Annotated in this window: 21 protein-coding genes; 5 read left to right on the top strand and 16 right to left on the bottom strand. The window is 34.0% G+C overall.

Features of this window, described 5'->3' with window-relative positions; genetic code table 11:
* The first annotated feature begins 17 nt into the window (after positions 1-17).
* Positions 18-650: a LysE family translocator gene (locus PSR14_RS12305; protein WP_000572339.1), complete on the top strand. Its 633-nt coding sequence runs from the start codon at positions 18-20 to the stop codon at positions 648-650.
* A gap of 70 nt (positions 651-720) precedes the next feature.
* Here PSR14_RS12305 and PSR14_RS12300 read toward each other — a convergent pair whose 3' ends face one another.
* From PSR14_RS12300 to PSR14_RS12265, 8 genes are all read right to left on the bottom strand, one after another.
* On the bottom strand, positions 721-2,181 hold the full coding sequence (locus PSR14_RS12300; protein ID WP_000633359.1) for a CoA-acylating methylmalonate-semialdehyde dehydrogenase: 1,461 nt from the start codon (positions 2,179-2,181) through the stop codon (positions 721-723).
* A 36-nt stretch (positions 2,182-2,217) separates the two neighbouring features.
* Positions 2,218-3,108 (bottom strand): NAD(P)-dependent oxidoreductase, encoded by an 891-nt coding sequence (locus tag PSR14_RS12295; protein WP_000719437.1) that lies wholly within the window; start codon positions 3,106-3,108, stop codon positions 2,218-2,220.
* A 16-nt stretch (positions 3,109-3,124) separates the two neighbouring features.
* Positions 3,125-4,834, bottom strand: coding sequence for an acyl-CoA dehydrogenase family protein (locus PSR14_RS12290; protein ID WP_074532976.1), 1,710 nt, complete (start codon positions 4,832-4,834; stop codon positions 3,125-3,127).
* A gap of 154 nt (positions 4,835-4,988) precedes the next feature.
* On the bottom strand, positions 4,989-5,897 hold the full coding sequence (prpB, locus tag PSR14_RS12285) for a methylisocitrate lyase (protein WP_000312650.1): 909 nt from the start codon (positions 5,895-5,897) through the stop codon (positions 4,989-4,991).
* 18 nt (positions 5,898-5,915) lie between these two features.
* Positions 5,916-7,352: a 2-methylcitrate dehydratase gene (gene prpD, locus PSR14_RS12280; RefSeq protein WP_000598131.1), complete on the bottom strand. Its 1,437-nt coding sequence runs from the start codon at positions 7,350-7,352 to the stop codon at positions 5,916-5,918.
* A gap of 98 nt (positions 7,353-7,450) precedes the next feature.
* The gene (gene mmgD, locus PSR14_RS12275) at positions 7,451-8,572 is read right to left on the bottom strand and encodes a citrate synthase (RefSeq protein WP_002170253.1); all 1,122 of its coding nucleotides are present in this window, start codon (positions 8,570-8,572) and stop codon (positions 7,451-7,453) included.
* Positions 8,573-8,967: 395 nt separating this feature from the next.
* Positions 8,968-9,258 carry a HesB/YadR/YfhF family protein gene (locus PSR14_RS12270; protein ID WP_001222846.1) on the bottom strand — a complete coding sequence of 97 codons (291 nt, stop codon included), beginning with the start codon at positions 9,256-9,258 and terminating at the stop codon, positions 8,968-8,970.
* A gap of 17 nt (positions 9,259-9,275) precedes the next feature.
* Complete coding sequence (locus tag PSR14_RS12265; protein ID WP_000440647.1) at positions 9,276-10,421, bottom strand: MFS transporter; 1,146 nt, start codon at positions 10,419-10,421, stop codon at positions 9,276-9,278.
* 238 nt (positions 10,422-10,659) lie between these two features.
* Here PSR14_RS12265 and PSR14_RS12260 point away from each other — a divergent pair, with 238 nt between their 5' ends.
* Complete coding sequence (locus PSR14_RS12260; RefSeq protein ID WP_000270175.1) at positions 10,660-10,941, top strand: hypothetical protein; 282 nt, start codon at positions 10,660-10,662, stop codon at positions 10,939-10,941.
* Positions 10,942-11,042: 101 nt separating this feature from the next.
* Here PSR14_RS12260 and PSR14_RS12255 read toward each other — a convergent pair whose 3' ends face one another.
* Positions 11,043-13,553 (bottom strand): PBP1A family penicillin-binding protein, encoded by a 2,511-nt coding sequence (locus PSR14_RS12255; RefSeq protein ID WP_074532975.1) that lies wholly within the window; start codon positions 13,551-13,553, stop codon positions 11,043-11,045.
* 465 nt (positions 13,554-14,018) lie between these two features.
* Here PSR14_RS12255 and PSR14_RS12250 point away from each other — a divergent pair, with 465 nt between their 5' ends.
* Positions 14,019-14,228 (top strand): KTSC domain-containing protein, encoded by a 210-nt coding sequence (locus PSR14_RS12250; RefSeq protein WP_002163658.1) that lies wholly within the window; start codon positions 14,019-14,021, stop codon positions 14,226-14,228.
* 68 nt (positions 14,229-14,296) lie between these two features.
* Here the strand turns inward: PSR14_RS12250 and PSR14_RS12245 are convergent, their stop codons facing one another.
* Positions 14,297-14,509: a YqaE/Pmp3 family membrane protein gene (locus PSR14_RS12245; protein ID WP_000990231.1), complete on the bottom strand. Its 213-nt coding sequence runs from the start codon at positions 14,507-14,509 to the stop codon at positions 14,297-14,299.
* A 226-nt stretch (positions 14,510-14,735) separates the two neighbouring features.
* On the bottom strand, positions 14,736-15,071 hold the full coding sequence (locus PSR14_RS12240) for a hypothetical protein (protein ID WP_001066866.1): 336 nt from the start codon (positions 15,069-15,071) through the stop codon (positions 14,736-14,738).
* Between the two features lie 209 nt (positions 15,072-15,280).
* On the opposite strand from PSR14_RS12240, the gene gerPF reads away from it, so the two are divergent.
* Positions 15,281-15,496, top strand: a complete 216-nt coding sequence (gene gerPF, locus PSR14_RS12235) for a spore germination protein GerPF (protein ID WP_001141565.1) — start codon at positions 15,281-15,283, stop codon at positions 15,494-15,496.
* Between the two features lie 188 nt (positions 15,497-15,684).
* Here gerPF and PSR14_RS12230 read toward each other — a convergent pair whose 3' ends face one another.
* The 4 genes from PSR14_RS12230 to PSR14_RS12215 all read right to left on the bottom strand — a co-directional run bounded on the left by PSR14_RS12230 (position 15,685) and on the right by PSR14_RS12215 (position 18,622).
* On the bottom strand, positions 15,685-16,020 hold the full coding sequence (locus PSR14_RS12230) for a YolD-like family protein (protein ID WP_001000611.1): 336 nt from the start codon (positions 16,018-16,020) through the stop codon (positions 15,685-15,687).
* A 669-nt stretch (positions 16,021-16,689) separates the two neighbouring features.
* On the bottom strand, positions 16,690-16,857 hold the full coding sequence (locus PSR14_RS12225; protein ID WP_000050509.1) for a hypothetical protein: 168 nt from the start codon (positions 16,855-16,857) through the stop codon (positions 16,690-16,692).
* Between the two features lie 208 nt (positions 16,858-17,065).
* On the bottom strand, positions 17,066-17,284 hold the full coding sequence (locus tag PSR14_RS12220) for a hypothetical protein (RefSeq protein WP_000864286.1): 219 nt from the start codon (positions 17,282-17,284) through the stop codon (positions 17,066-17,068).
* A 486-nt stretch (positions 17,285-17,770) separates the two neighbouring features.
* Positions 17,771-18,622, bottom strand: a complete 852-nt coding sequence (locus PSR14_RS12215; protein WP_000727481.1) for a peptidylprolyl isomerase PrsA — start codon at positions 18,620-18,622, stop codon at positions 17,771-17,773.
* A gap of 393 nt (positions 18,623-19,015) precedes the next feature.
* Here PSR14_RS12215 and PSR14_RS12210 point away from each other — a divergent pair, with 393 nt between their 5' ends.
* Positions 19,016-19,210 (top strand): hypothetical protein, encoded by a 195-nt coding sequence (locus PSR14_RS12210; RefSeq protein WP_000412567.1) that lies wholly within the window; start codon positions 19,016-19,018, stop codon positions 19,208-19,210.
* Positions 19,211-20,137: 927 nt separating this feature from the next.
* On the opposite strand, the gene PSR14_RS12205 is transcribed toward PSR14_RS12210, so the two are convergent.
* Positions 20,138-20,674 carry a C1q-like domain-containing protein gene (locus PSR14_RS12205; RefSeq protein WP_025991667.1) on the bottom strand — a complete coding sequence of 179 codons (537 nt, stop codon included), beginning with the start codon at positions 20,672-20,674 and terminating at the stop codon, positions 20,138-20,140.
* Positions 20,675-20,752: the final 78 nt, after the last annotated feature.

Here is a 20,752-nt window from a genome sequence, read left to right as displayed (position 1 = left end):
AAGAAGGAGGAGCGACTATGATTGAAAATTATTTTCTTTTCATCATTATGTCTATTTGTCTTATTATTTTACCTGGTCCTGATACTGCAATGGCTACGAAAAACACATTAGTTGCTGGTAAGGTAGGCGGGGTGAAAACAGTGTTCGGTACATGTGTTGCACTATTAATTCATACTTTAGCAGCAGTAATCGGACTTTCCGCACTTATTGTAAAGTCAGCTCTTTTATTTTCTATTTTCAAGTACGTTGGAGCTCTATATTTAATTTATATTGGTATTAAAGCCCTTTTAGCAGTAAGAAATAAAGAAGGCGTCAATACGAACGATATATCTTTGAATAACGCAAACGAGAATACTTCTTGCTTTCGCCAAGGGTTTCTTACAAATTTATTAAACCCTAAAATCGCAGTCTTCTTTTTAACATTTTTACCGCAATTTTTAAATCCAAATCATAATACGTTTATCCAACTTCTTATAATGGGCCTTACTTACTTAGTTTTAACAGTTATTTGGTTCGCTTTTTATATATTTTTAATTGATAAAATTAGTGCTTTTATGAAAAAACCGAAGACACAACGTTATATTCAAGGGTTAACGGGAATTGTCTTAATTGGTTTTGGTATTAAACTCGCTTTTGAAAAAAGCAATTAACAAGAAGAAAACCACCACTATTCATAGTGGTGGTTTTCTTTTAACAACTGATTTGGCTGTCTACTTTATATTAAAACCAGCGCTCAGTTACAACTTTTTTACGTGTATAGAATTGAACGCCATCTGTACCATTTGTACCTAAATCACCAAAGAATGAAGCTTTATTTCCTGCGAATGCGAAGAATGCCATTGGTGCTGGAACGTTTACGTTTACACCGATCATGCCCGCATCGATGTTATCACGGAACGTTTGTGCATGTTTACCGCTTGATGTATAAATAACCGCACCATTTGCAAATTTAGATTGATTTGTTAGATTAATACCTTCTTCTAAATCTTTAACACGTACAATGCTTAATACTGGAGCAAAAATCTCATCTTGCCAAATTTTCATTTCTTGATTTACACCGTCAAAGATTGTCGCACCTACAAAGTAACCTTCTCCAACTTCTTCCTTAATTTTACGGCCATCTACTAATAAAGTAGCTCCATCTGCTACACCGCTGTTAATATAGCCCAATACGCGTTCTTTATGAGACTCACGAATTAATGGTCCAACATAATTATCTTCGTGGAAACCGTCACCTACTTTTAACTTCTTCGTCTCTGCTACTAGTACGTCGATGAACTCATCTGCAATTTCATCAACTACTGCTACTACTGAACATGCCATGCAGCGCTCTCCACTACTTGCAAATGCAGATCCAATTACACCTTGTACCGTTTTCTCAAGATTGCAATCTGGCATAACAATCGCATGGTTTTTCGCACCAGCTAACGCTTGTACACGTTTCCCATGTTTCGTACCTGTTTCATATACGTAACGAGCTACCGGCTCAGATCCAACGAACGAAACAGCTTGAATATCTTTATTTTCTAAAATGCTATTTACAACATCTTTTCCGCCTTGCACTAAATTTAATACGCCTTTTGGAAAACCAGCTTCATAGAATAACTCTACAAGTCGCTCTGCTAAAAGTGGCGTTCTTTCAGATGTTTTTAATACGAATGTATTACCACAAGCAATTGCAAGCGGGAACATCCATAATGGAATCATCATCGGGAAGTTAAACGGCGTAATTCCAGCAACAACTCCAATTGGGTAGCGCCAAATTGATCCATCAATGCCGCTTGCAATATTCGGAAGTGCTTGTCCCATCATTAAATTTGGAGTAGATGTTGCAAGTTCTACTGCTTCAATACCACGTTGTACTTCACCAGTTGCATCCGTTAATGTTTTACCATTTTCTAGCGTAATGATTTTTGCAAGTTCTTCTTTGTTTTCTTGTAAAAGCTGTAAATATTTATACAATTGTCTTGAACGATTCGGAACTGGTACTTTAGACCATGTTTCGTATGCTGCTTTTGCCGCTTCAACAGCTTTTTCAACATCTTCTTTCGGAGATAGCGGAACGTAAGCGATAATTTTTCCAGTCGCCGGATTTGGAACTGCTTCTACTTCTGTACCAGTAGATTCTACCCACTCACCATTAATATGATTTTTTACTCGTTTAATTTCAGTTGTAATCATTATATTCTCTCCTTTTTTATGATGTTTATAAGTCTATTATTTTTGATTAGAAATTAATTGTTCACTAACTTTCTTATATAAAGCAGCCATATCGTTTTCACCATACCCAGCTTCACTTGCTTCTTCATATACGTTTAATAGCATTTCGCTTACTGGTAAGTGAAGCTCACTTTCTTTCGCTAAATCTACTGCAAACCCTAAATCTTTCTTTAATAAATTTACAGTAAAACCTGGCTCGTAGTTTTCTGATGCAATAAAACTTTTATAATTGCGCTCATAAATTCTACTTTGACCATAGCTTACATTTAAAATATCAAACATTTTATCTAAATCCATATTGTTCTTTTTCGCTAATGTTAAAGCTTCACTCACACCAGCTGTATAAAAACCAATTAATAGGTTATTAATTAATTTAACTGTTGTCCCACTATCAATTTGCTCACTAACATGGAAAATGTTCGCACCTAATACACCCATGATAGATTCCGTCTTTTCATATACCTTTTTTGATCCACCAACCATAAATGTTAATGTACGGTTTTCAGCTCCAATTACCCCACCACTAACAGGTGCTGCTAAAAAGTCTACTTTCTTTTCCTTTGCAGCTTCCTCTAACTGTTTGTTTAACTGTGGAGATACAGTACTTGTATCAATTAAAACTACATTCGAGTGACTATTTTCAAATAATCCTTCTTCGCCAAAATATACCGCTTCAACAGCGCGAGGTGAAGGTAAACTTGTAAAAATTACATCGCATGTTTCTGCTAGTTTTGAAATTGATAAGCCGATAATTCCGCCTTCTTTTTCAAAAGAAGCTTCAGCATTTTTATTTAAATCCACACCATATACTGTGTAACTTGATTTAACTAAATTTTTAGACATCGGAAGACCCATGTTACCTAAACCGATAAAACCAATCTTTTTCATATCGCTTTCCTCCTATTTACACAATATACTTTCCGCGATTTATACTAGCTTTCGCAATTTCTCTCTTTTTTGTAAATACGTTCGTGTATAAAGGCACTAATAATTGACGAATTTCAGTTAAAATCACGTGTCTATCTTGTTCTTCTGTAATAGCCGCGGAAAGTATAGAAATCGCTGATTCTTCTACTTTGCGATAGCCTTCTTCACAAATAACGTCAGTTATCATTTGTTTCGTACGCTCTTTTTCTGCACCATTTTTACTAATTGCTTTACTCGTACGTAAAAATGCTGATTCCATGACGTACACGTCCGTTAACATATTTGATAATACACGTGAATATTCTTGCTCTTGATCAATTTTTAAACCTGGAGTTTTAGAGAGCGTTTTCAAAGATTGTTTCAACAATTTTTTCGCTAATAAAATGTAACGATGGTTTCTTTCGACATTTTCTACATCAATCTCTATTTCAGTATCTTCAATTTGTTCCATTTGCTTCATTAACATTTTGGCAACTGTTAATCTATTAATTTCGTTCGTCCCTTCAAAAATACGACTAATTCTAGCATCACGGTATAATCGTTCTACTTCATACTCTTGCATATAACCGTAACCACCATGAATTTGTACAGCTTCATCTACGATATGACCAAGTGTTTCAGAAGCATTTACTTTATTCAGTGCACATTCAATTGCAAATTGAGACATTTTCTTCATAAGATCTTCATCGCTCTCATGAATTGCTTCATCAATTACACCTGCTGTACGATACGCTGCACTTTCTGCTCCATATGTAGCAATGATCATATTTGCAATTTTCTCTTGAATCATCGTAAAGTCTACTAATTCCGTTTGAAACTGTTTACGTTCTTTTCCGTATTGAACGGACAATCCAATTGCTTGCTTTGCTGTTCCAATATTTCCAAAGGCAAGTTTTAATCTAGCAAAGTTAAGAATATTAAGAGCTACGTGATGCCCTTTCCCAACTTCCCCTAAAACATTTTCAGCAGGTATGACAACATCTTCTAAAATAAGGGTAGCCGTTGAAGAACCTTTAATCCCCATTTTCTTTTCTTCTAGCCCAATAGATACCCCTTCACATGTTCTTTCGACAATAAACGCTGTCATTCCTTTATTTGTCTTCGCAAAAACAACGTATACATCTGCCATATGAGCATTTGTAATCCATTGCTTCTCACCATTTAACTTCCAAGCAGTACCATCTTCATTTAATACTGCACTCGTTTTTGCACTTAAAGCATCAGAACCAGCATTTGGTTCAGTTAAAGCATAAGCCCCAATCCATTCTCCTGATGCAATTTTCGGCAAATATTTTTCTTTTTGTTCTTTCGTTCCGTAATATATGTAAGGCAATGTACCTACACCTGCGTGTATATTAAATGAAACGCTAAATGCACCAGCGTATCCCATTTTTTCTGCTACAAGCCCTGAAACTGCCTTTCCTAATTCAAATCCGCCATATTCTTCTGGAACCTCGATACTTAATAATCCAAGTTCTCCAGCTTTCTCAAACAATTGACGAGAAACTTTATAGTTATGTTGTTCAATATTCTCCATTTGTGGAACAATTTCTTGTTTAACGAATTGTTCAGTCGTTTTTGCGATTAAATCTTCGTCTCCTGAAAAATCTTCTGGCGTAAAGAAAGCATGATTCACATCTTTATTAAGTGAAAAAAATTCATCCCACGGTAACTTCGTTTTCTCCATCTGAATCCCCCTATCATTTCGGCCTTACTTGCTACTACATATGCTCGTCTACGATGAGTGGAATATCTTATTTTTGAAAACAGAAGGCGATGAATTTTCACATCAAGCAGTTTGTCTTGCTAAAGATGTATTCTCATCGCCTTAGTTGTTTTATCTATTGATCCTCTGATAATACTGTTTTTGCAATTCCAGTATCTAGTTCTTCAAAGTCATGATATGAAATTGTTTCATATAACTCACTTCTCGTTTGCATATTAGAAAGTGCATCTTTTTGAGAACCAGTTTCCTTAATTAAAGTAAACACATTCTCATACGCTTTCGCTGCTACGCGAAGTGAAGTTACAGGATAAATAACCATTTGGAAGCCCATATTCGCAAATTCCTCTGCACTATAATACGGCGTTTTCCCGAACTCAGTCATATTGGCAAGTAAAGGTGCATTTACTTTACTATTAAATAGACGGAATTCCTCTTCTGATTGTAGCGCTTCTGGGAAAATTGCGTCTGCACCTGCTTTTACATATGCATTCGCTCTTTCAATTGCTTCATCTAATCCTTCTACACCACGAGCATCTGTGCGCGCTACAATATATAAGCTCGGTGCAACTTCTTTAATCGCTTTAATCTTTTGAACTAATTCTTCTGTCGTAACGAGTTTCTTACCATTTAAATGGCCACATTTCTTTGGTAATTGCTGATCTTCAATTTGGACAGCTGCTACTTTCGCTTCCACCATTTCTACTGCTGTTCTCGCTACATTTAGGACGCCACCGAATCCAGTATCAATATCAACAAGAACTGGTAAGTCTGTAGCTCTTACTAGATCCCTTGCTCTCTCTGCTACTTCAGTAGACGTCACGATTCCTAAATCAGGTAGCCCTTTACTTGCAGTATAAGCAGCTCCTGATAAATAAAGAGCTGAAAAACCTGTATTTTTCGCAACAAGAGCTGCCATTGCGTCATGAGCACCTGGAATTTGCAAAATTTCATTTGCTTCTACTAAAGCTCGGAAGCGATTCGCAAGCTCTTCTTGTGTTGACTGTTTATTCACAACCCAAGCCATTCTAAATTCCCCCTATTATTAAATTAAGAATAGATCTACAAATTCATTTACATTCATATTTTCTAGTTTCTCTTCATTTAAACAAGCTTCATGAATTTGTTCTTGTTGCTTACTAGAATAATGACCTGCCATATTTGCAGTGAATTTTTGAACAACTTTTGGAATCGCTTCGTCTCTACGGAAACGGTGACCAAGTGGATATTCACATTCCACATTTTCTGTTACAGTTCCATCTTTGAAATGAACTTGAACAGCGTTGGCGATTGAGCGCTTGTTCGGGTCAAGGTAATCTAAACTGTACTGTTTATTTTCAACAACAACCATCTTATTACGTAATTCATCTACACGTGGATCATTTGCTACTGCATCCTCATAATCATCCGCAACGATATCCCCTTTTAATAAACCAATTGCCGTAATGTATTGTAAGCAATGATCACGATCCGCTGGGTTATTTAATGGACCTTCTTTATCAATAATACGAATTGCTGATTCGTGCGTTGTAATTGTAATACGGTCAATCTCATCTAATTTCCCTTTAATTTCTGGATGTAATTTCACAGCACATTCTGCAGCTGTTTGTGCATGGAATTCTGCTGGATATGAAACTTTAAATAATACATTTTCCATTACATAAGAATCTAATGGTCTTGCTAATTTTAATTCTTGTTTATTGAATAATACATCTTGGAATCCCCATCCTGGTGCAGATAATGCTGTAGGGTAACCCATTTCACCTTTTAGAGCAGTCATTGCAAGATGAACACCGCGGCTCGTCGCGTCACCTGCTGCCCATGATTTACGTGATCCAGTATTTGGAGCATGACGATATGTACGAAGACTAGAATTATCAATCCACGCATGTGATAATGCATTAAAGATTTCTTCACGTGTTCCACCAAGCATTTTCGCAACTACAGCAGTTGTTGCTACTTTTACATATAATACGTGGTCAAGACCAACTCTGTTTAAGCTGTTTTCTAAAGCAAGTACACCTTGAATTTCATGTGCTTTAATCATCATTTCTAATACTTCACGTACTTTTAACGGTTCTTTTCCTTCTGAAATACGAACACGGCTAATATAATCTGCCACAGCTAAAATTCCGCCTAAGTTATCAGATGGATGTCCCCACTCTGCTGCAAGCCAAGTATCGTTATAGTCTAACCAACGGATCATACATCCGATATTAAATGCACCTTTCACTGGATCAAGTACATATGACGTACCTGGTACACGTGTACCATTTGGCACGATTGTTCCTGGTACAACTGGTCCTAATAATTTCGTACATTCTGGATATTGTAATGCTAAAATTCCGCATCCAAGTGTATCAAGTAATACGTAACGAGCAGTACTGAATGCTTCTGCACTTGTTACCTCTTTATTTAATACATAATCCGTAATCTCTTCTAATAATGCATCTTTTTGTTTAATTTCATTTGTTTTAATCATGCTATCCTTCCCTTTCTGTCGAAAATTCGTTATTATTAATGATGGGTGTCGGTCAAACACCCATCTGGCGGGCGGTGCTAACAACTCCCCAGTTGTTCTTATTTACTAAGCACATGTCGCTCGCCAATATAATTTACACGTGGACGGAACAAACGATTGTTCGCATGTTGCTCAATAACGTGCGCACATAGTCCTACTGTTCTAGAGCTAAAGAAGATTGGTGTGTACAGTTGAATTGGAATACCAAGCATCCAATATACTGGAGCTGCGTAATAATCAAGGTTCGGATAAATTCCTTTTTCCTTCTCCATAATCTTTTCTCCAGCTTCACACATTTCATATAGTGTATAGTCACCTTTCACATCACATAACTGTTTTAAAGCTTCCTTCATCATCAGTGCTCTTGGGTCCATCTTCTTCATATATACACGGTGTCCAAAGCCCATAATTTTTTCTTTGTTATATAGTTTCTTCTGTAATAACTCTTCAAACTTTTCAACATTACCAGCTTCTAAAAGCATGTACATAACCGCTTCGTTTGCACCGCCATGTAAGCTACCTTTTAAAGATGCAACCGCACCTGTTAAAGCACCATATAAGTCGGATTGCGTAGATGCAATAACGCGCGCTGTAAATGTAGAGTTTGGCATTTCATGTTCACTATATAAAACAAGGGAACGATCAAAAATCTTCTCCTCAAGTTCAGTTGGTTTTTTACCTGTTAACATATAGAAGAAATTCGCGCTATATGATAATTCCTTAAGTGGTTCGATTGGCTCTTCATTATTTAAAATATGATAGCTATTCGCTACAATGTTTGGTACTTTACTCAATAATTTGTATCCGCGACTTTTGTTTACTTCTAACGAGCGGTTTTCAATATCATTATCGTAACCAGCTAATGCGGACACACCTGTACGCAATCCATCCATAGGGTGTGTTTCTTTCGGTAATGCCTTCAGTACGTTGAATACACCTTCTGGTACCGCGTATTCTTCTTTTAATTTCTTTTCAAGTGTTGCTTTTTCATCTTCATTCGGTAGATGTTCTTCCAATAAAAGGTGCACAATGTCTAAGTACTCTTTTGTTTTTGAGAGTTCGATTAAATCATACCCTTGAATTACAATTTCACCTTTCACTGTGTCAAGAAACGAAATCTTCGTCTCCGCTGCCACTACACCATCTAATCCCGGGGAAAATTTTTCTTCAGCTTTCATCATTATTTCCTCCAATCCTAATAGATCTTCGTGCACATAACTGTAAGCCTTTACAATATTGTGAAACTACATTTCTATTTCAATGTATCAGAGTTTTTAGAAGATTTCAATTTATTTTATAATGATAAGTTTCCTATACTTTTCTTACTGTAACAATACAATTTTTTGAAAATAATTCTTATATTTTATAAAGAAAGAATAGACTTCTTTGCATATTTTTAAAAACAAGATATAAAGATTTTCCATATAACACCGCCAAATATACAATTATTCTAATTTTATTTACGAAATAGAAAAAACGAGCTGTACATAAATACAGCTCGTTACTATATGATATTTATTTCACTATGTCTTAAATATAATTTTTATATAAAACTTATTCATTTTTAATAAAGTTATTATTTTACATAATTAAATTGAATTTCTTCCATTTCCTCATGATAACTTACAAATAAATCATAGTTTTGAAAATACCAAAGATCATCAACATCTACAAAAAATATAATACCTTCCTTCTCAACTGACACGATTTCCCCATCTGGTTTCTCTGCAACAATCCCTAAAGAATATCCAGGCTGAATTGAACTATTCCCTCCGTACCTTACAGTAAAACGTACAGATTCACCGTGCTTTATACGTAATTCTTCCTGGAACCATTGTAGAGCTTTACGATCAATTGAAATTCTCATCTTTATTCCCCCCCAGTTTATGCAAACTCTTTTTTTCCTAATCGTTGTTTTACAAAGAAGACGAAAATAATTAAGGCTATTAATGCTGAAATTGCACTCCCTGAAAATAAAATACGATAACCAAACATTTGTGAAACAACTCCAAGTAAAATAGCACCTAACCCGATTCCTAAATCAAACGCTGTAAAAAATGAAGCGTTCGCAACTCCTCTTTTACTCGGATCGACAATTGTAAGCATTGCCGCTTGCAATGCTGGCTGTGCTGAACCGAATCCAACACCATATAATGTAGCTGCGATAACTACACCTATTAAATCATTTGAAATCGTTAATACAACTATTGCAATAATAGTAATGCATAGTGCCGGAAGTATGATAAATACTTCTCCATACTTATCTAATAGTTTTCCTGAAATTGGCCTTACAATCGTTAAAGCAATTGCATATACAAGAAAGAATGTCCCAGGATTCACATCAATTGACGATGCAAATAGCGGTAAAAACGTCGTAATGCCTCCATATGCAAATGATAAAAAGAATACAACTATCGTAATGGATAGAACCGATTTTTCAAACAGTTGTATTTTCCCTTTTTCTTTTTGTGGTGTGAATGGCATTTTCGTCATTAACGATAGTAAGACTGCCATAAAGGATAAAAGAGTTGCTAATAAGAAAAGGCCGTGAAATGAATAATTTTGTACAACCGATAATCCAATCATTGGGCCGATTGCCATTGCAATCGTCATAGCCATTCCATACCAACCCATACCTTCACCACGGCGTGAATCTGGAATAATATCAGTTATCGCTGTTCCAACAGCTGTTGTAGAAACAGCCCATGTTACTCCGTGAATAACACGTAAAACAGCTAAAAGGACAATAGTCGTCGCTAAATGATAAGAGTACATCGTTAACCCAAAAAAGATGAGTCCCAAAATAATAAAGGATCTTCTACCATATTGATCCAACATCCCTCCAATAATCGGTCGTATTACAACTGCCGCTATTGTAAACATTCCCATCATAAGTCCGACTTGTGATTCATTGCCACCTATCTCTTTAATAAAAAGTGGGAGCGTTGGAACAAGTAAATAAAATGCTGTAAATAAGAATAACATTGCGAAAGTCATTTGAATAAATGATTTCGTCCATAATCGTTCCATAAATATTCCTCCATAAAAACGTAAAATCTTACAATTAACACCTCTATTTTACTGTTTCCTTGTTCCTTTTCCCTCCGTAAATAGACGTATCTTTTTATAATAAATAGTCTACCTTCAATTTAAATTGGTCTTACAACTTTATACGTATGTTTTAGCCTAAAGTCCTATCTAACTGTACCTTTATATGTGTGAAAAGAATATACTACTTTATTATCGCAACTTAGGAGTGAATATTTTTATGTGGGTATCATCAAGAGTAACTGCCGTAGTTCCTTCGGCTCCTGGGATACACGTTCCCGCCGTTCATACAGCTAGTTCTGATGTCGGTATTGAACTTCCCGCAACTTGGCAACACTATCAAATTCCCGGTCAAATTACCCCCTCATTTTGGCATCATGGTGCACATCCAAGTAGTACCCCCTTTCAAAGCCACGCTTATCCTCCGTTACCTCAATCTCAAATTTTTTATCATTTTCCTTCAATTTATTTTCAAAACTTCTATGGTACTTTTAATATTTAAAATACATTGTCTCATAGCTACTGCATTTAAAAGAAAAAAGCACTTAAGATTATAATTTTTACAAATCTTAAGTGCTTTTTAATATTTTTTATAAAATTTTCTTATTGTCCATTATTAGCAGGGGCCTCTCCTGCATTACCGCCAGTTTCTGGTTGTGTGGTCGCTGGTGGAGTTGTATTTCCTTGGCCTCCTCCATTATTTGCTGGAGGTGTCGTATTCCCTTGACCTCCACCGTTATTTGCTGGAGGTGTCGTATCTCCTTGGCCTCCTCCATTATTTGCTGGAGGTGTCGTATTCCCTTGGCCTCCACCGTTATTTGCTGGAGGTGTCGTATTCCCTTGGCCTCCTCCGTTATTTGCTGGAGGTGTCGTATCTCCTTGGCCCCCTCCATTATTTTGTTCATTTTGTTTCTTTTCTTCTTCTTGTTTCTTTTGCTCTTCTAGTTTCTTTTGTTCTTCTTGCTTCTTAAGTTCCTCTTGTTTCTTTTCTTCTTCTTGTTTTTTCAGTTCTTCCTGTTTCTTTAATTCTTCTTGCTTTTTCTCTTCTTCAGTTTTTTGCTGCTGATCTTGTTTTGGTTTTTCTGTTGTATCCGGTACGCTCGTATTTGGAGAAGAATCACGTTTTTCACCTTTTATACGCAGCTCACTACCTTCTTGAATTACACTACTTGGCATTTTAAATCTTGATTTGTCAGTAGCAAACTGACTCATCATTGCTTTAAAGATCAACTGTGCAATTTTCGTATTTTTACTACTAATATACTCGTCTTTACCATCTTTCATATATCCAGTCCATACTGCCATCGTATACTGCGGTGTATAACCTGCAAACCAACTATCACGAGTTGCACTTTCCGGAATGTTAAATTTCGCTAATTGTTTTGAATCATAGTTTGTTGTACCTGTTTTTCCAGCTACATCTAAAGAACTTATATTTGCTGCTGTACCAGTACCTGATGTCACTACTGAACGAAGCATATCAGTAATCATATATGCTGTAGAGTCAGCTATAACTTGTTTTGGTTTTTGTCCAAAACTTTGTGACTTTCCGTCTGGATAAACTACTTTCTTAACAAAATGCGGTTTTGCATACTTACCACCATTACCAAATGTCGCATAAGCACCCGCTATTTCAGTTGGTGATACTTCGTTTGTACCAATAGCTGTAGATTCTGTTGGCGCTTTTTTAAATGTAATACCTAATTTCTCAGAGAATTCCTTTGATTTATTAAGTCCTACTTCTTTTGCAGTTTTAACTGCTGGAACGTTACGTGACATTTTTAACGCCTCACGCATAGTAATTGGACCTAAATGACTTCTGTCTGCATTTCGAAGTTCTTGTCCAGTTGAATATTTAAATGGAGAATCATCAATTTGATGATACGTAGCCCATTTTAAGTATTCAATTGCAGGACCGTAATCAAAGATTGGCTTCATCGTCGAACCAGCTGCACGATCTAATTCAATGGCCATATTATGCCCTTTAAATACGGCTTTATTTTCACCGCGCCCACTACCTATAGCACGAACCTCTCCGGTTTTCGTATCCATAAATGTGAAAGCACCTTGGAACTTATCATTTGGATAATTAATAATATTTTCATTTAAAATCTTATCAGCAAAATCCTGTGCTTTCGTGTCTAATGTTGTATAAATTTCTAAACCGTCAGAACCAATATTAGCATCTGGCAATTCTTTTTCAACTTCTTTCACAACCGCATCCATAAATGCAGGATATGGCATTGCTTGTACAGTTGCAGTCCTAAGTCCATCTGTTACTTTAACTTTCGAAGCTTCTTCCATTTCTGCCTTCGTAATATAACCATGTCGATTCATTAATTTTAGTACAACATTTCTTCTTTCTGTTGCTCTTTCAATATTTTCTGTTTTCGTCGGATCATAGTTATTCGGTGCTTTTGGTAAACCTGCAAGCATCGCAACTTCTGGTAATGTTAAATCTTTCAATTCTTTACCATAGTAGTTTTGTGCTGCTGTTGCGATACCATACGAACGGTTTCCTAAGTTAATTTTATTTAAATACATTTCTAAAATTTCATGTTTTGAATATTGTTGTTCTAGTTTATACGCTAAATATATTTCCTGAACTTTACGTTTTGATGTTTTTTCCATCGATAAGAAGTAATTTTTAATAACCTGTTGCGTTATTGTACTTCCACCTTGTGAACCGTAATCTCCTTTAAGACTCACCAAAACAGCACGGGCAGTACCTTTAAAGTCTACTCCGCTATGCTCGTAAAAACGTGCATCCTCTGTTGCTAAAAATGCATTTTCTACTAATTTAGGAATTTGATTATACGTAACATTCGTCCGCTTTTCTTTCCCGTATTCATATACCAAATCGCCATTTTTATCATAAATTTTTGAGGATAACGGATTAACAAGTTTTGCTTTCTCAAGTTTTGGTGCATCCTTAATCATTACGAAGAAGGTAGCAACTCCCCCCACTAAACCAACAATACCAAGTAATAAACAAGTAATTAAAAACTTGCGAAAAAATGATGTTTTACCTTTTGGTTTTTGTGTTTTAGAAGCTGGCTGTTTTTTCTTTTTAACTTGTCGTCGCTCCTCTCGAGAACGATAATTTTCTGACATGTTACTTTCTCCTGCCTTTCAATTCTCCCGTTGATTTACTTAAAAATATTGAGGTCACTTTCTAAAATAAATTTAATTAAGAAAGTATATTGACCTGGAGCATTCAATATTTTCCTAATTCACAGATTATAAATTTTAGAATGCTTGTTACACAAAGTATTTTCACTTCTATTTTTCTAATAATGCTGCCCCTTTAAGCATAGAATGTAAAAAGTGAATTTTTAATACCTCGTATAAATAATATACCTTTTTTTCAAATGGTCAATATTTTCTTATTTATAAATCAAAGGTGAAATAAAAATAGCACAACGATATGTACTTCGTGTGAACTTCCTTATAATTACGTATAACGAACATTTAATATATTGCATATAAGTATAATACCTCTTTAATTATAAAGATTTCAACACCACAACCTCAACATCTATAAGATATTATTAAAAATGAAAAGTGAGGAGTTGCGTAATGATGGAGTTATCTCCCGTGATTTCCAAAACTATAGTTGCTGTTGGCTATAATCCTTTTTCTATGATTTTACGCATTCAATTAAAGCATGGACTGTATGATTTCTTTAACGTTCCTGAAAACATTTACACCGGTTTATTAAACGCACACTCTAAAACGAATTATCACAATACTTATATTAAAAATTCTTACCGCTACACTAAAATTTAAACTTAACTAGAATGAAAAAAGAAAGGAGGTAGTCCCCCCTTTCTTTTTTAAATCATTTCACAACTCAGCTATCTTCTGTTCTTTTTATTTATTTCATCATATGCTTGAATTTGTTTTTTTAAACGCCGATCTGCTTTTTTATCATGTACAACTAATATCGCATGAATAACACCTGGAACCCAAAATATTAATGTTAATATGAAATTAATTACTGCTTGAAATGGTTTTCCGCAAAATAATACGGCTACAGGTGGAAGAAGAATTGCCAACAAATACATCATCTCTTGAAAACTCCTTGTTTTGTATTTTTCTCTCTCCATACACTATAAAAACCAGTAACTTTTACATTTCCGATATTTTTATTACCCACTAATAACTGTTCTACCATATCCTACATCTTAATAAAACTATATTTATGTTTACAGTGAGATTCGTCTAAAAAATTTTCAAACCATTTTTTCAACATAGAACTGTTCACCTCTATGAAAGAATCTTCATCTTGCCTTATTACATACTTTTACTTAAATACTCAATCTCATGTTGTAACTTTTTAAATTGTTCAAAATGCATAGTGATAGATTGACTGTTTCCATACTCAGCACTATGCTTCACCAATAAAACACCCGTGTCATGAAAAAACGCGTCAAGCTCTTTTCTAATGGATACTTTCATTATATGCGCTGTTTTAATAGCCGATAAAATTGCAATTTCATTAAACTTTAATTTTATTTCCTTTGGACAAAATGCTTCTTCCACCAATATAACTTCATTGCTATAAATAAGTGCAACAAGATTACTTGACTTTGCATCTGTTAAATCTACTTTTTTTATAACATTATTCATTACATTTTGCCTCCTTTGTTTTCATATATGATAATTATACAATTTTCATTTTTAATTACGTAACCTTACATTCAGTTTAACACACTTTTATTATGGGATTAAGCTACACTTCAAACGTTTTATTATTCCGCAATTTTCGTTAGATGAACCCTTTGGACTATAAGACCATATAGTAGTGTTAACAAATGATTGTAAAGTGGGTGAGAACTATGCCCTCAGTTGTAGGGAATTTAGTTGTACAAAATAGTAACGGTTCATTTAATTTAGGTGATTTCTATAACGTTTCTCCAAAAGAAAACACGAAGGCTTATAATGGATCTGGTGCTTCCAACGTTGGTTTTGTTGTTAATACTTTTAATGGTGTGAGTGCGACTAATACGTTTGATTCTGACCTTGCGGATCAAAACCAAGTCGGTACAGCTTAACCCTATTTTTTCATCGTTCTGTTTAAGAATTTTTAATTTGTCCATACTATAATCAGGCTGTTATACAGCTATTGTTGATTTTTGGAGTACCCTATCTTTTTCTCCCTTTCCCTGGGGCTTAGCAGCTAGTATGAAGCTAGCTGCTTTTCCGTTTCATTTTTTCTGTTTCACATCTAACATAGCTTACTTTACGCTATTTCAATAATATCCGTGGTATTAAATACGTAAGTTTTATAAAACGCGTCAGTACACATTACAATGCGCTTTAGCGGATTTATATGTACAACTGTCATGTAGCTTGTAAGTATGTATCCATCTTCAAAATATGTCACCAATATTTCTTTCTCAGACAATAATGACATTAATAATTTATCAGAAATTCCCTCTTTTGCTTCTTTTGTTAAAAATGGTTTTTGTACTTTAAATTTCTCCCCAATAACCTTTCGCATACTTAATAACTGTTCCGACATTACTGTAAATGGAACCCATTCTCTTTTTGCTCTTTGTATCTTTACATCATTCATTTCTCTATCTCCTCGATTATTTATCCATTCTATTTCAAACATATTGCGCTTCGATTATTCTTTAATAATTGCTCGGCTCATATTTCCACCGCATGAACAGATAGGAAATCTCCCACCTCAAAATTCACAACATACAAGGAAAGTAAGTCGAAAATCAACTCCTCGTAAACAGCCGATTGGTGAAAATGTAATTAGTGGATGATGAACACCCACTAATTACATTTTCACTTTATTTCTAAATCGTATACTATCTACACATACAAGAACATTCGTTCTAATTATACACGAACCTACGTTCTTTTGAGAAGGAATTTATTTTTTCTTCATCAAATGAGCCTTTTTCCCATTTAATAGGAAGTTCACGTATCAACTAAAAAACGACTTCACTTAAAGAGAAGTCGTTTTTTCTAATCACCTATATTTCTATATTTATTTTTCTATCCTGACAAGTGTTCTTTCTGGAATACGAATCTCATCTATATGAAAATGATTTATTTTTAATTTTAATTCTCCCAATCGTTCCTTATCTTCATTACCAACCCAACAACTGAATAATTCAAAATAGTCCCCATCATTTAAATAACCTTCCATAATCGTGCATAAAGCTATTAGCTTTTTTTTAGCTTCCTTCTTCTCCCTTTCTGTTTGCCACTCATCAAGTTCAATACCTCACATTGTTGAAATTTCATACGTGTAACTTGTTTGAAATTGAAACTCTTGTACAATTTCAAGCATACTTTCATCTGAAAAACATGGTCCAAAAACAATTACATCATTAGAATCTGGATCCGTTAACGGAATTTCTACATTGCATCCTATATAACTTGCTAAACTCATTTTTACTCCTCCAATATTCACATAAAAATAACTTATATGAACATTTATCTACCCAAATATAAAATCCCTGCCTAAATTCAAAAAATCTATGAGATTTATAAAGAATCAAAACTCGTTCCTTATAAATTTCTATGAAAAGAGAGCAATTTAAACACTCTCTGTTCGTACATACTGCGTCAAACTATTTATTTATAATTCACTCTAATTACTAAATATATTTTGGTTGTACTATTATATGTAACTCCCTCTCTGTTACTGCTTTTTTCGGGTTTCGAAAATACTCTAATTCGTATTTTAATACCTCATATTCAACCATCCCGATCTTAATCCCTTTCGTTTCTTTTAAAATAGCTAATAGGTTATTTATATCTTCATCATACGATTCAAAAATTTTCCCTCCGTCTTCTCTTTGAAAAATTACTTTCACATTTTCTCCCCCTACATCATTTATTTATCTATCCAATAATTCATTCTTCACCTTAAAATTTCATACGAAAAAGAACATCCATCTTAATAGAATGCTCTGCTTTTCACTTCATTTAACGTCAATATATTTCAATCTTATTGTATGTTTCATTCTGCAAATTATGTTTATCCACTTCTATAAAGTGAAACTTTAATCCACTCAATCTTTGTTCATTCCTGACTAATAATTAGCCTACGCAAATCTTACTGCCTACAAATAATGGGCTAAAATTAATTAATTCATTTTATATTTAATGAGATGAAACAAAACATTATAATATCAACATTCTATGAAGTGATGATTAACCTACTTCAAAATAATTACATAAATTCCCATTGTAATTCTTAATATTTATATGTAATATTGTATTGTCTTACTATCTATTTATAACTCACACACTAACTAGAAAAGGGAACCTTTAAAGGTTCCCTTTTCTAATTACAGTCATTATTTCTTTTCTAGAAATTCAAATGTATTTTTAAACTCTTTATCATTCACCTTAATATCAGCATCTTTCAATAATTCATTGACTACTTGTTGTTTCCATTTACCTGTCGTGTCTTGTAGTCTTTGCTGTTCTATATCTTTACGAATTGAATCTTTTACTTCATCAAATGGCTTTAATTCTTTTTTATCTGTCACTTTAATAATATGGTAACCGTAAGTTGTTTTTACTGGTTCACTTACTTGTCCTGCATCTAATTTATATGCAGCTTCCTCAAATTCTTTTACCGTTTGCCCTGGAGCAAAACCAGTGATTTCCCCGCCCTGTTCTTTTGAACCAGTATCCTCTGAGTATTGCTTCGCTAAAGCCGCAAAATCTTCTCCGTTATTTACTTTCTCTTTCACTTCTTTAGCAGTCTTTTCATCTTTTACTAAAATGTGACTTACCTTCATTTCTGGTTTATAGTTATCTTTTACATCTTTTTCTGTAACAGTCGCTTTAATCGCTTTCTCAAATGCAATTTCTGGCTTCATTTTTTCTTTTAATTCATCTTCATTTTTCAATCCAAGTTGTTCTAAAGTCGCTTTAAAGTTCTCACCCATTTTATCTTTTGCTTCTTCTACTTTCTTTTTTGCTTCCTCATCTGAAACTTTATATTTATCGAGCAACGCCTTACTTAACACCATTTGGTATAAAGTACTTTCCCCATATTTTTGTCTTAATTCTTTACTTAACTCTTTCTCTGTAACATTTCCTACTTTTGATGTTACTACGTTGTCTGAGGAGCCACATGCGGATAATGCCAGTACTACGCATGAAATAATTGTTCCTAAAAATAGCTTTTTCTTTTTCAATTCAAAATACCTCACTTTTATTATTATATAAGAATAACTATACAGTGTTGTTGTGTATACAATGTGTTTTCTAGATGTAATTCATTTCATTTGAATAAACTATGTATCAGTAAAGGGACTCTTTACGTATTCATAACACATGTAACTACCTATAGTTACATGCTCTTCTAGTATCCAATTATTTTATCCAATATGTACCGCATTTTTCGCTCTGCCCACACATGTAAAAATTTTGATTCATTAATATTCCCTTAATAATTTATACATTCAGGCTCTGCATAGTAGTGAACTTTATATCATTATCAACTAAAGATTCATATTATACTAATATGCCTTTATAATCTAAACAAAAAACGCAGTATACAATAATACTGCATCATAGGAGCTGATTTCATGGAGAAAAAACCTATTGTTTTCAAAGTCCCACCAAATTCAAAATTAAAAGTTACATTTTTCGGTCCTTGTAACGAAGTAATTACAAATGTTTCTATAATTAATCAACTTTCCACACCTAAATGTCAAACTATTACACAATATCCAAACTATACGAAATATGAAACTGAAGTACGATTATTATCGAGTTGTTAATCCATTCTATACAAAATCCTTACAATTTGGTTAACTACAAAACCTTATTAATAGACTAAGATTACTCATTTCATGATATTTCATTGATAATTTATTGATTTTTCACACATTTACATCAACCGAACATATATTATCGTATGGAGATTATCCACTCATAAAACCTATCTTTCTTTAGAGCGTACTTTTTATGTATGCTCTTTTTTTATTTATCCCTTATTCTGTACATATAAATCTGATCACTTTTATATTTCACGTCGGGTAAATCGACCTGCCCTTTATAAATAATCTAGTCAAGGTGTCCCCCATAATACTTCTTTATTTATTAGACATTCACTACTCTATTAAATTCGTGTATCCATTCAAGCACCATTTATCTAATATATTTTCCTTCTAAATTCACCAAAGATGTATTAAAATTCTTTATATACTCAAGGAGGTCAAATATGTTCAAGTTGCATCCCATACTACTCATCTTAGGATTTATTTTATTTTTATATAGTGTACTTGCCTTCATGTTATTCCTTTCCATACAATAGTAATACCTGCACAAACCGATGTTAAATATGTAATTTCTATATAGTAATGAAAAAGCCTTTAATTATACGGACATAAATTAAGATGTCTTTTTATACCATTAGGCAACTAGCAAATGTAACGCCAAAGAACTTTTACAACCTAGTTACTTACTCTTTTTATTACCTGCAGAAGATCTAATACTTAAAATAAGATAGCCCTTTCAACATCAAAACTGTAAAAAATAATTTTTAAAATTTACCTTTCATCATTACATCTTTAGCATGTGAAATTTTCATGAAACAAACTATATTTAATCGATTCACTTGTATATTTTAAATAAACAATAATAATCCCCCACCATTCGGTACAGGGGATTAACTAGACCTACTGAAAAGTATTTTATTCTCTTCGTTATTTAATTGGAGAAGGGAATCTTGCTGCTTCAAAATGTGAGCCGTCTTCCGAAGTACTTAAAACTCCGTCTATGCTACTTTGTGCATAAACCTCAACTTGATCTCCTTCATGCAATTGAATAATCGTCGAAACACTTACTACATTTCCAAAACCTATTGGACCAAAAAAGTCATTATCTATAGCTATTGCTGCATTGCCATTCACACGAATTTCTACCCGTGCTCTATAATTTAAACTTGGATCGTTAGGAAAGAAACCAATCGTTCCAATAAAAGAATATACTCCTTTAGTCTTCGGTATAAAAATAGATGTTTCTGGATTATACTCATTCGCTAAATCAAATTGTTCATTTTGGAACAATACTTTTACAAAAGTATTAGCAGGAACAGGTTGATTCACCGTATTTCTAGCTCTAAATGCTGATGCCCTAACAAGACTATCCTTGTTGTCATTACACTTACTATTGTTCTTACAACAGTTATGCTGTTTCTTTTTATATTCTTTACAATACTTACAGTAGTAATAGCAAGACATACTCGTTCCCCTTTCATGCTTATTACTCCATATTATGTAAAGGAGATTCACAATGTTTGGACGAACTATTGTTTTCCC

Origin of the sequence: Bacillus sp. A01H, from assembly GCF_045277205.1 — a bacterium.
Classification (GTDB): Bacteria; Bacillota; Bacilli; order Bacillales; family Bacillaceae_G; genus Bacillus_A; species Bacillus_A paranthracis.
The sequence above is the reverse complement of the archived record's forward strand: the minus strand, read 5'-3'. Positions and strand labels throughout refer to the sequence as shown.

Coding starts and splice junctions, on each gene's coding strand:
- PSR14_RS12305 (WP_000572339.1), top strand. CDS start 18: ATGATTGAAAATTATTTTCTTTTCATCATTATGTCTATTTGTCTTATT.
- PSR14_RS12300 (WP_000633359.1), bottom strand. CDS start 2,181: ATGATTACAACTGAAATTAAACGAGTAAAAAATCATATTAATGGTGAG.
- PSR14_RS12295 (WP_000719437.1), bottom strand. CDS start 3,108: ATGAAAAAGATTGGTTTTATCGGTTTAGGTAACATGGGTCTTCCGATG.
- PSR14_RS12290 (WP_074532976.1), bottom strand. CDS start 4,834: ATGGAGAAAACGAAGTTACCGTGGGATGAATTTTTTTCACTTAATAAA.
- prpB (WP_000312650.1), bottom strand. CDS start 5,897: ATGGCTTGGGTTGTGAATAAACAGTCAACACAAGAAGAGCTTGCGAAT.
- prpD (WP_000598131.1), bottom strand. CDS start 7,352: ATGATTAAAACAAATGAAATTAAACAAAAAGATGCATTATTAGAAGAG.
- mmgD (WP_002170253.1), bottom strand. CDS start 8,572: ATGATGAAAGCTGAAGAAAAATTTTCCCCGGGATTAGATGGTGTAGTG.
- PSR14_RS12270 (WP_001222846.1), bottom strand. CDS start 9,258: ATGAGAATTTCAATTGATCGTAAAGCTCTACAATGGTTCCAGGAAGAA.
- PSR14_RS12265 (WP_000440647.1), bottom strand. CDS start 10,421: ATGGAACGATTATGGACGAAATCATTTATTCAAATGACTTTCGCAATG.
- PSR14_RS12260 (WP_000270175.1), top strand. CDS start 10,660: ATGTGGGTATCATCAAGAGTAACTGCCGTAGTTCCTTCGGCTCCTGGG.
- PSR14_RS12255 (WP_074532975.1), bottom strand. CDS start 13,553: ATGTCAGAAAATTATCGTTCTCGAGAGGAGCGACGACAAGTTAAAAAG.
- PSR14_RS12250 (WP_002163658.1), top strand. CDS start 14,019: ATGATGGAGTTATCTCCCGTGATTTCCAAAACTATAGTTGCTGTTGGC.
- PSR14_RS12245 (WP_000990231.1), bottom strand. CDS start 14,509: ATGATGTATTTGTTGGCAATTCTTCTTCCACCTGTAGCCGTATTATTT.
- PSR14_RS12240 (WP_001066866.1), bottom strand. CDS start 15,071: ATGAATAATGTTATAAAAAAAGTAGATTTAACAGATGCAAAGTCAAGT.
- gerPF (WP_001141565.1), top strand. CDS start 15,281: ATGCCCTCAGTTGTAGGGAATTTAGTTGTACAAAATAGTAACGGTTCA.
- PSR14_RS12230 (WP_001000611.1), bottom strand. CDS start 16,020: ATGAATGATGTAAAGATACAAAGAGCAAAAAGAGAATGGGTTCCATTT.
- PSR14_RS12225 (WP_000050509.1), bottom strand. CDS start 16,857: ATGAGTTTAGCAAGTTATATAGGATGCAATGTAGAAATTCCGTTAACG.
- PSR14_RS12210 (WP_000412567.1), top strand. CDS start 19,016: ATGGAGAAAAAACCTATTGTTTTCAAAGTCCCACCAAATTCAAAATTA.
- PSR14_RS12205 (WP_025991667.1), bottom strand. CDS start 20,674: ATGTCTTGCTATTACTACTGTAAGTATTGTAAAGAATATAAAAAGAAA.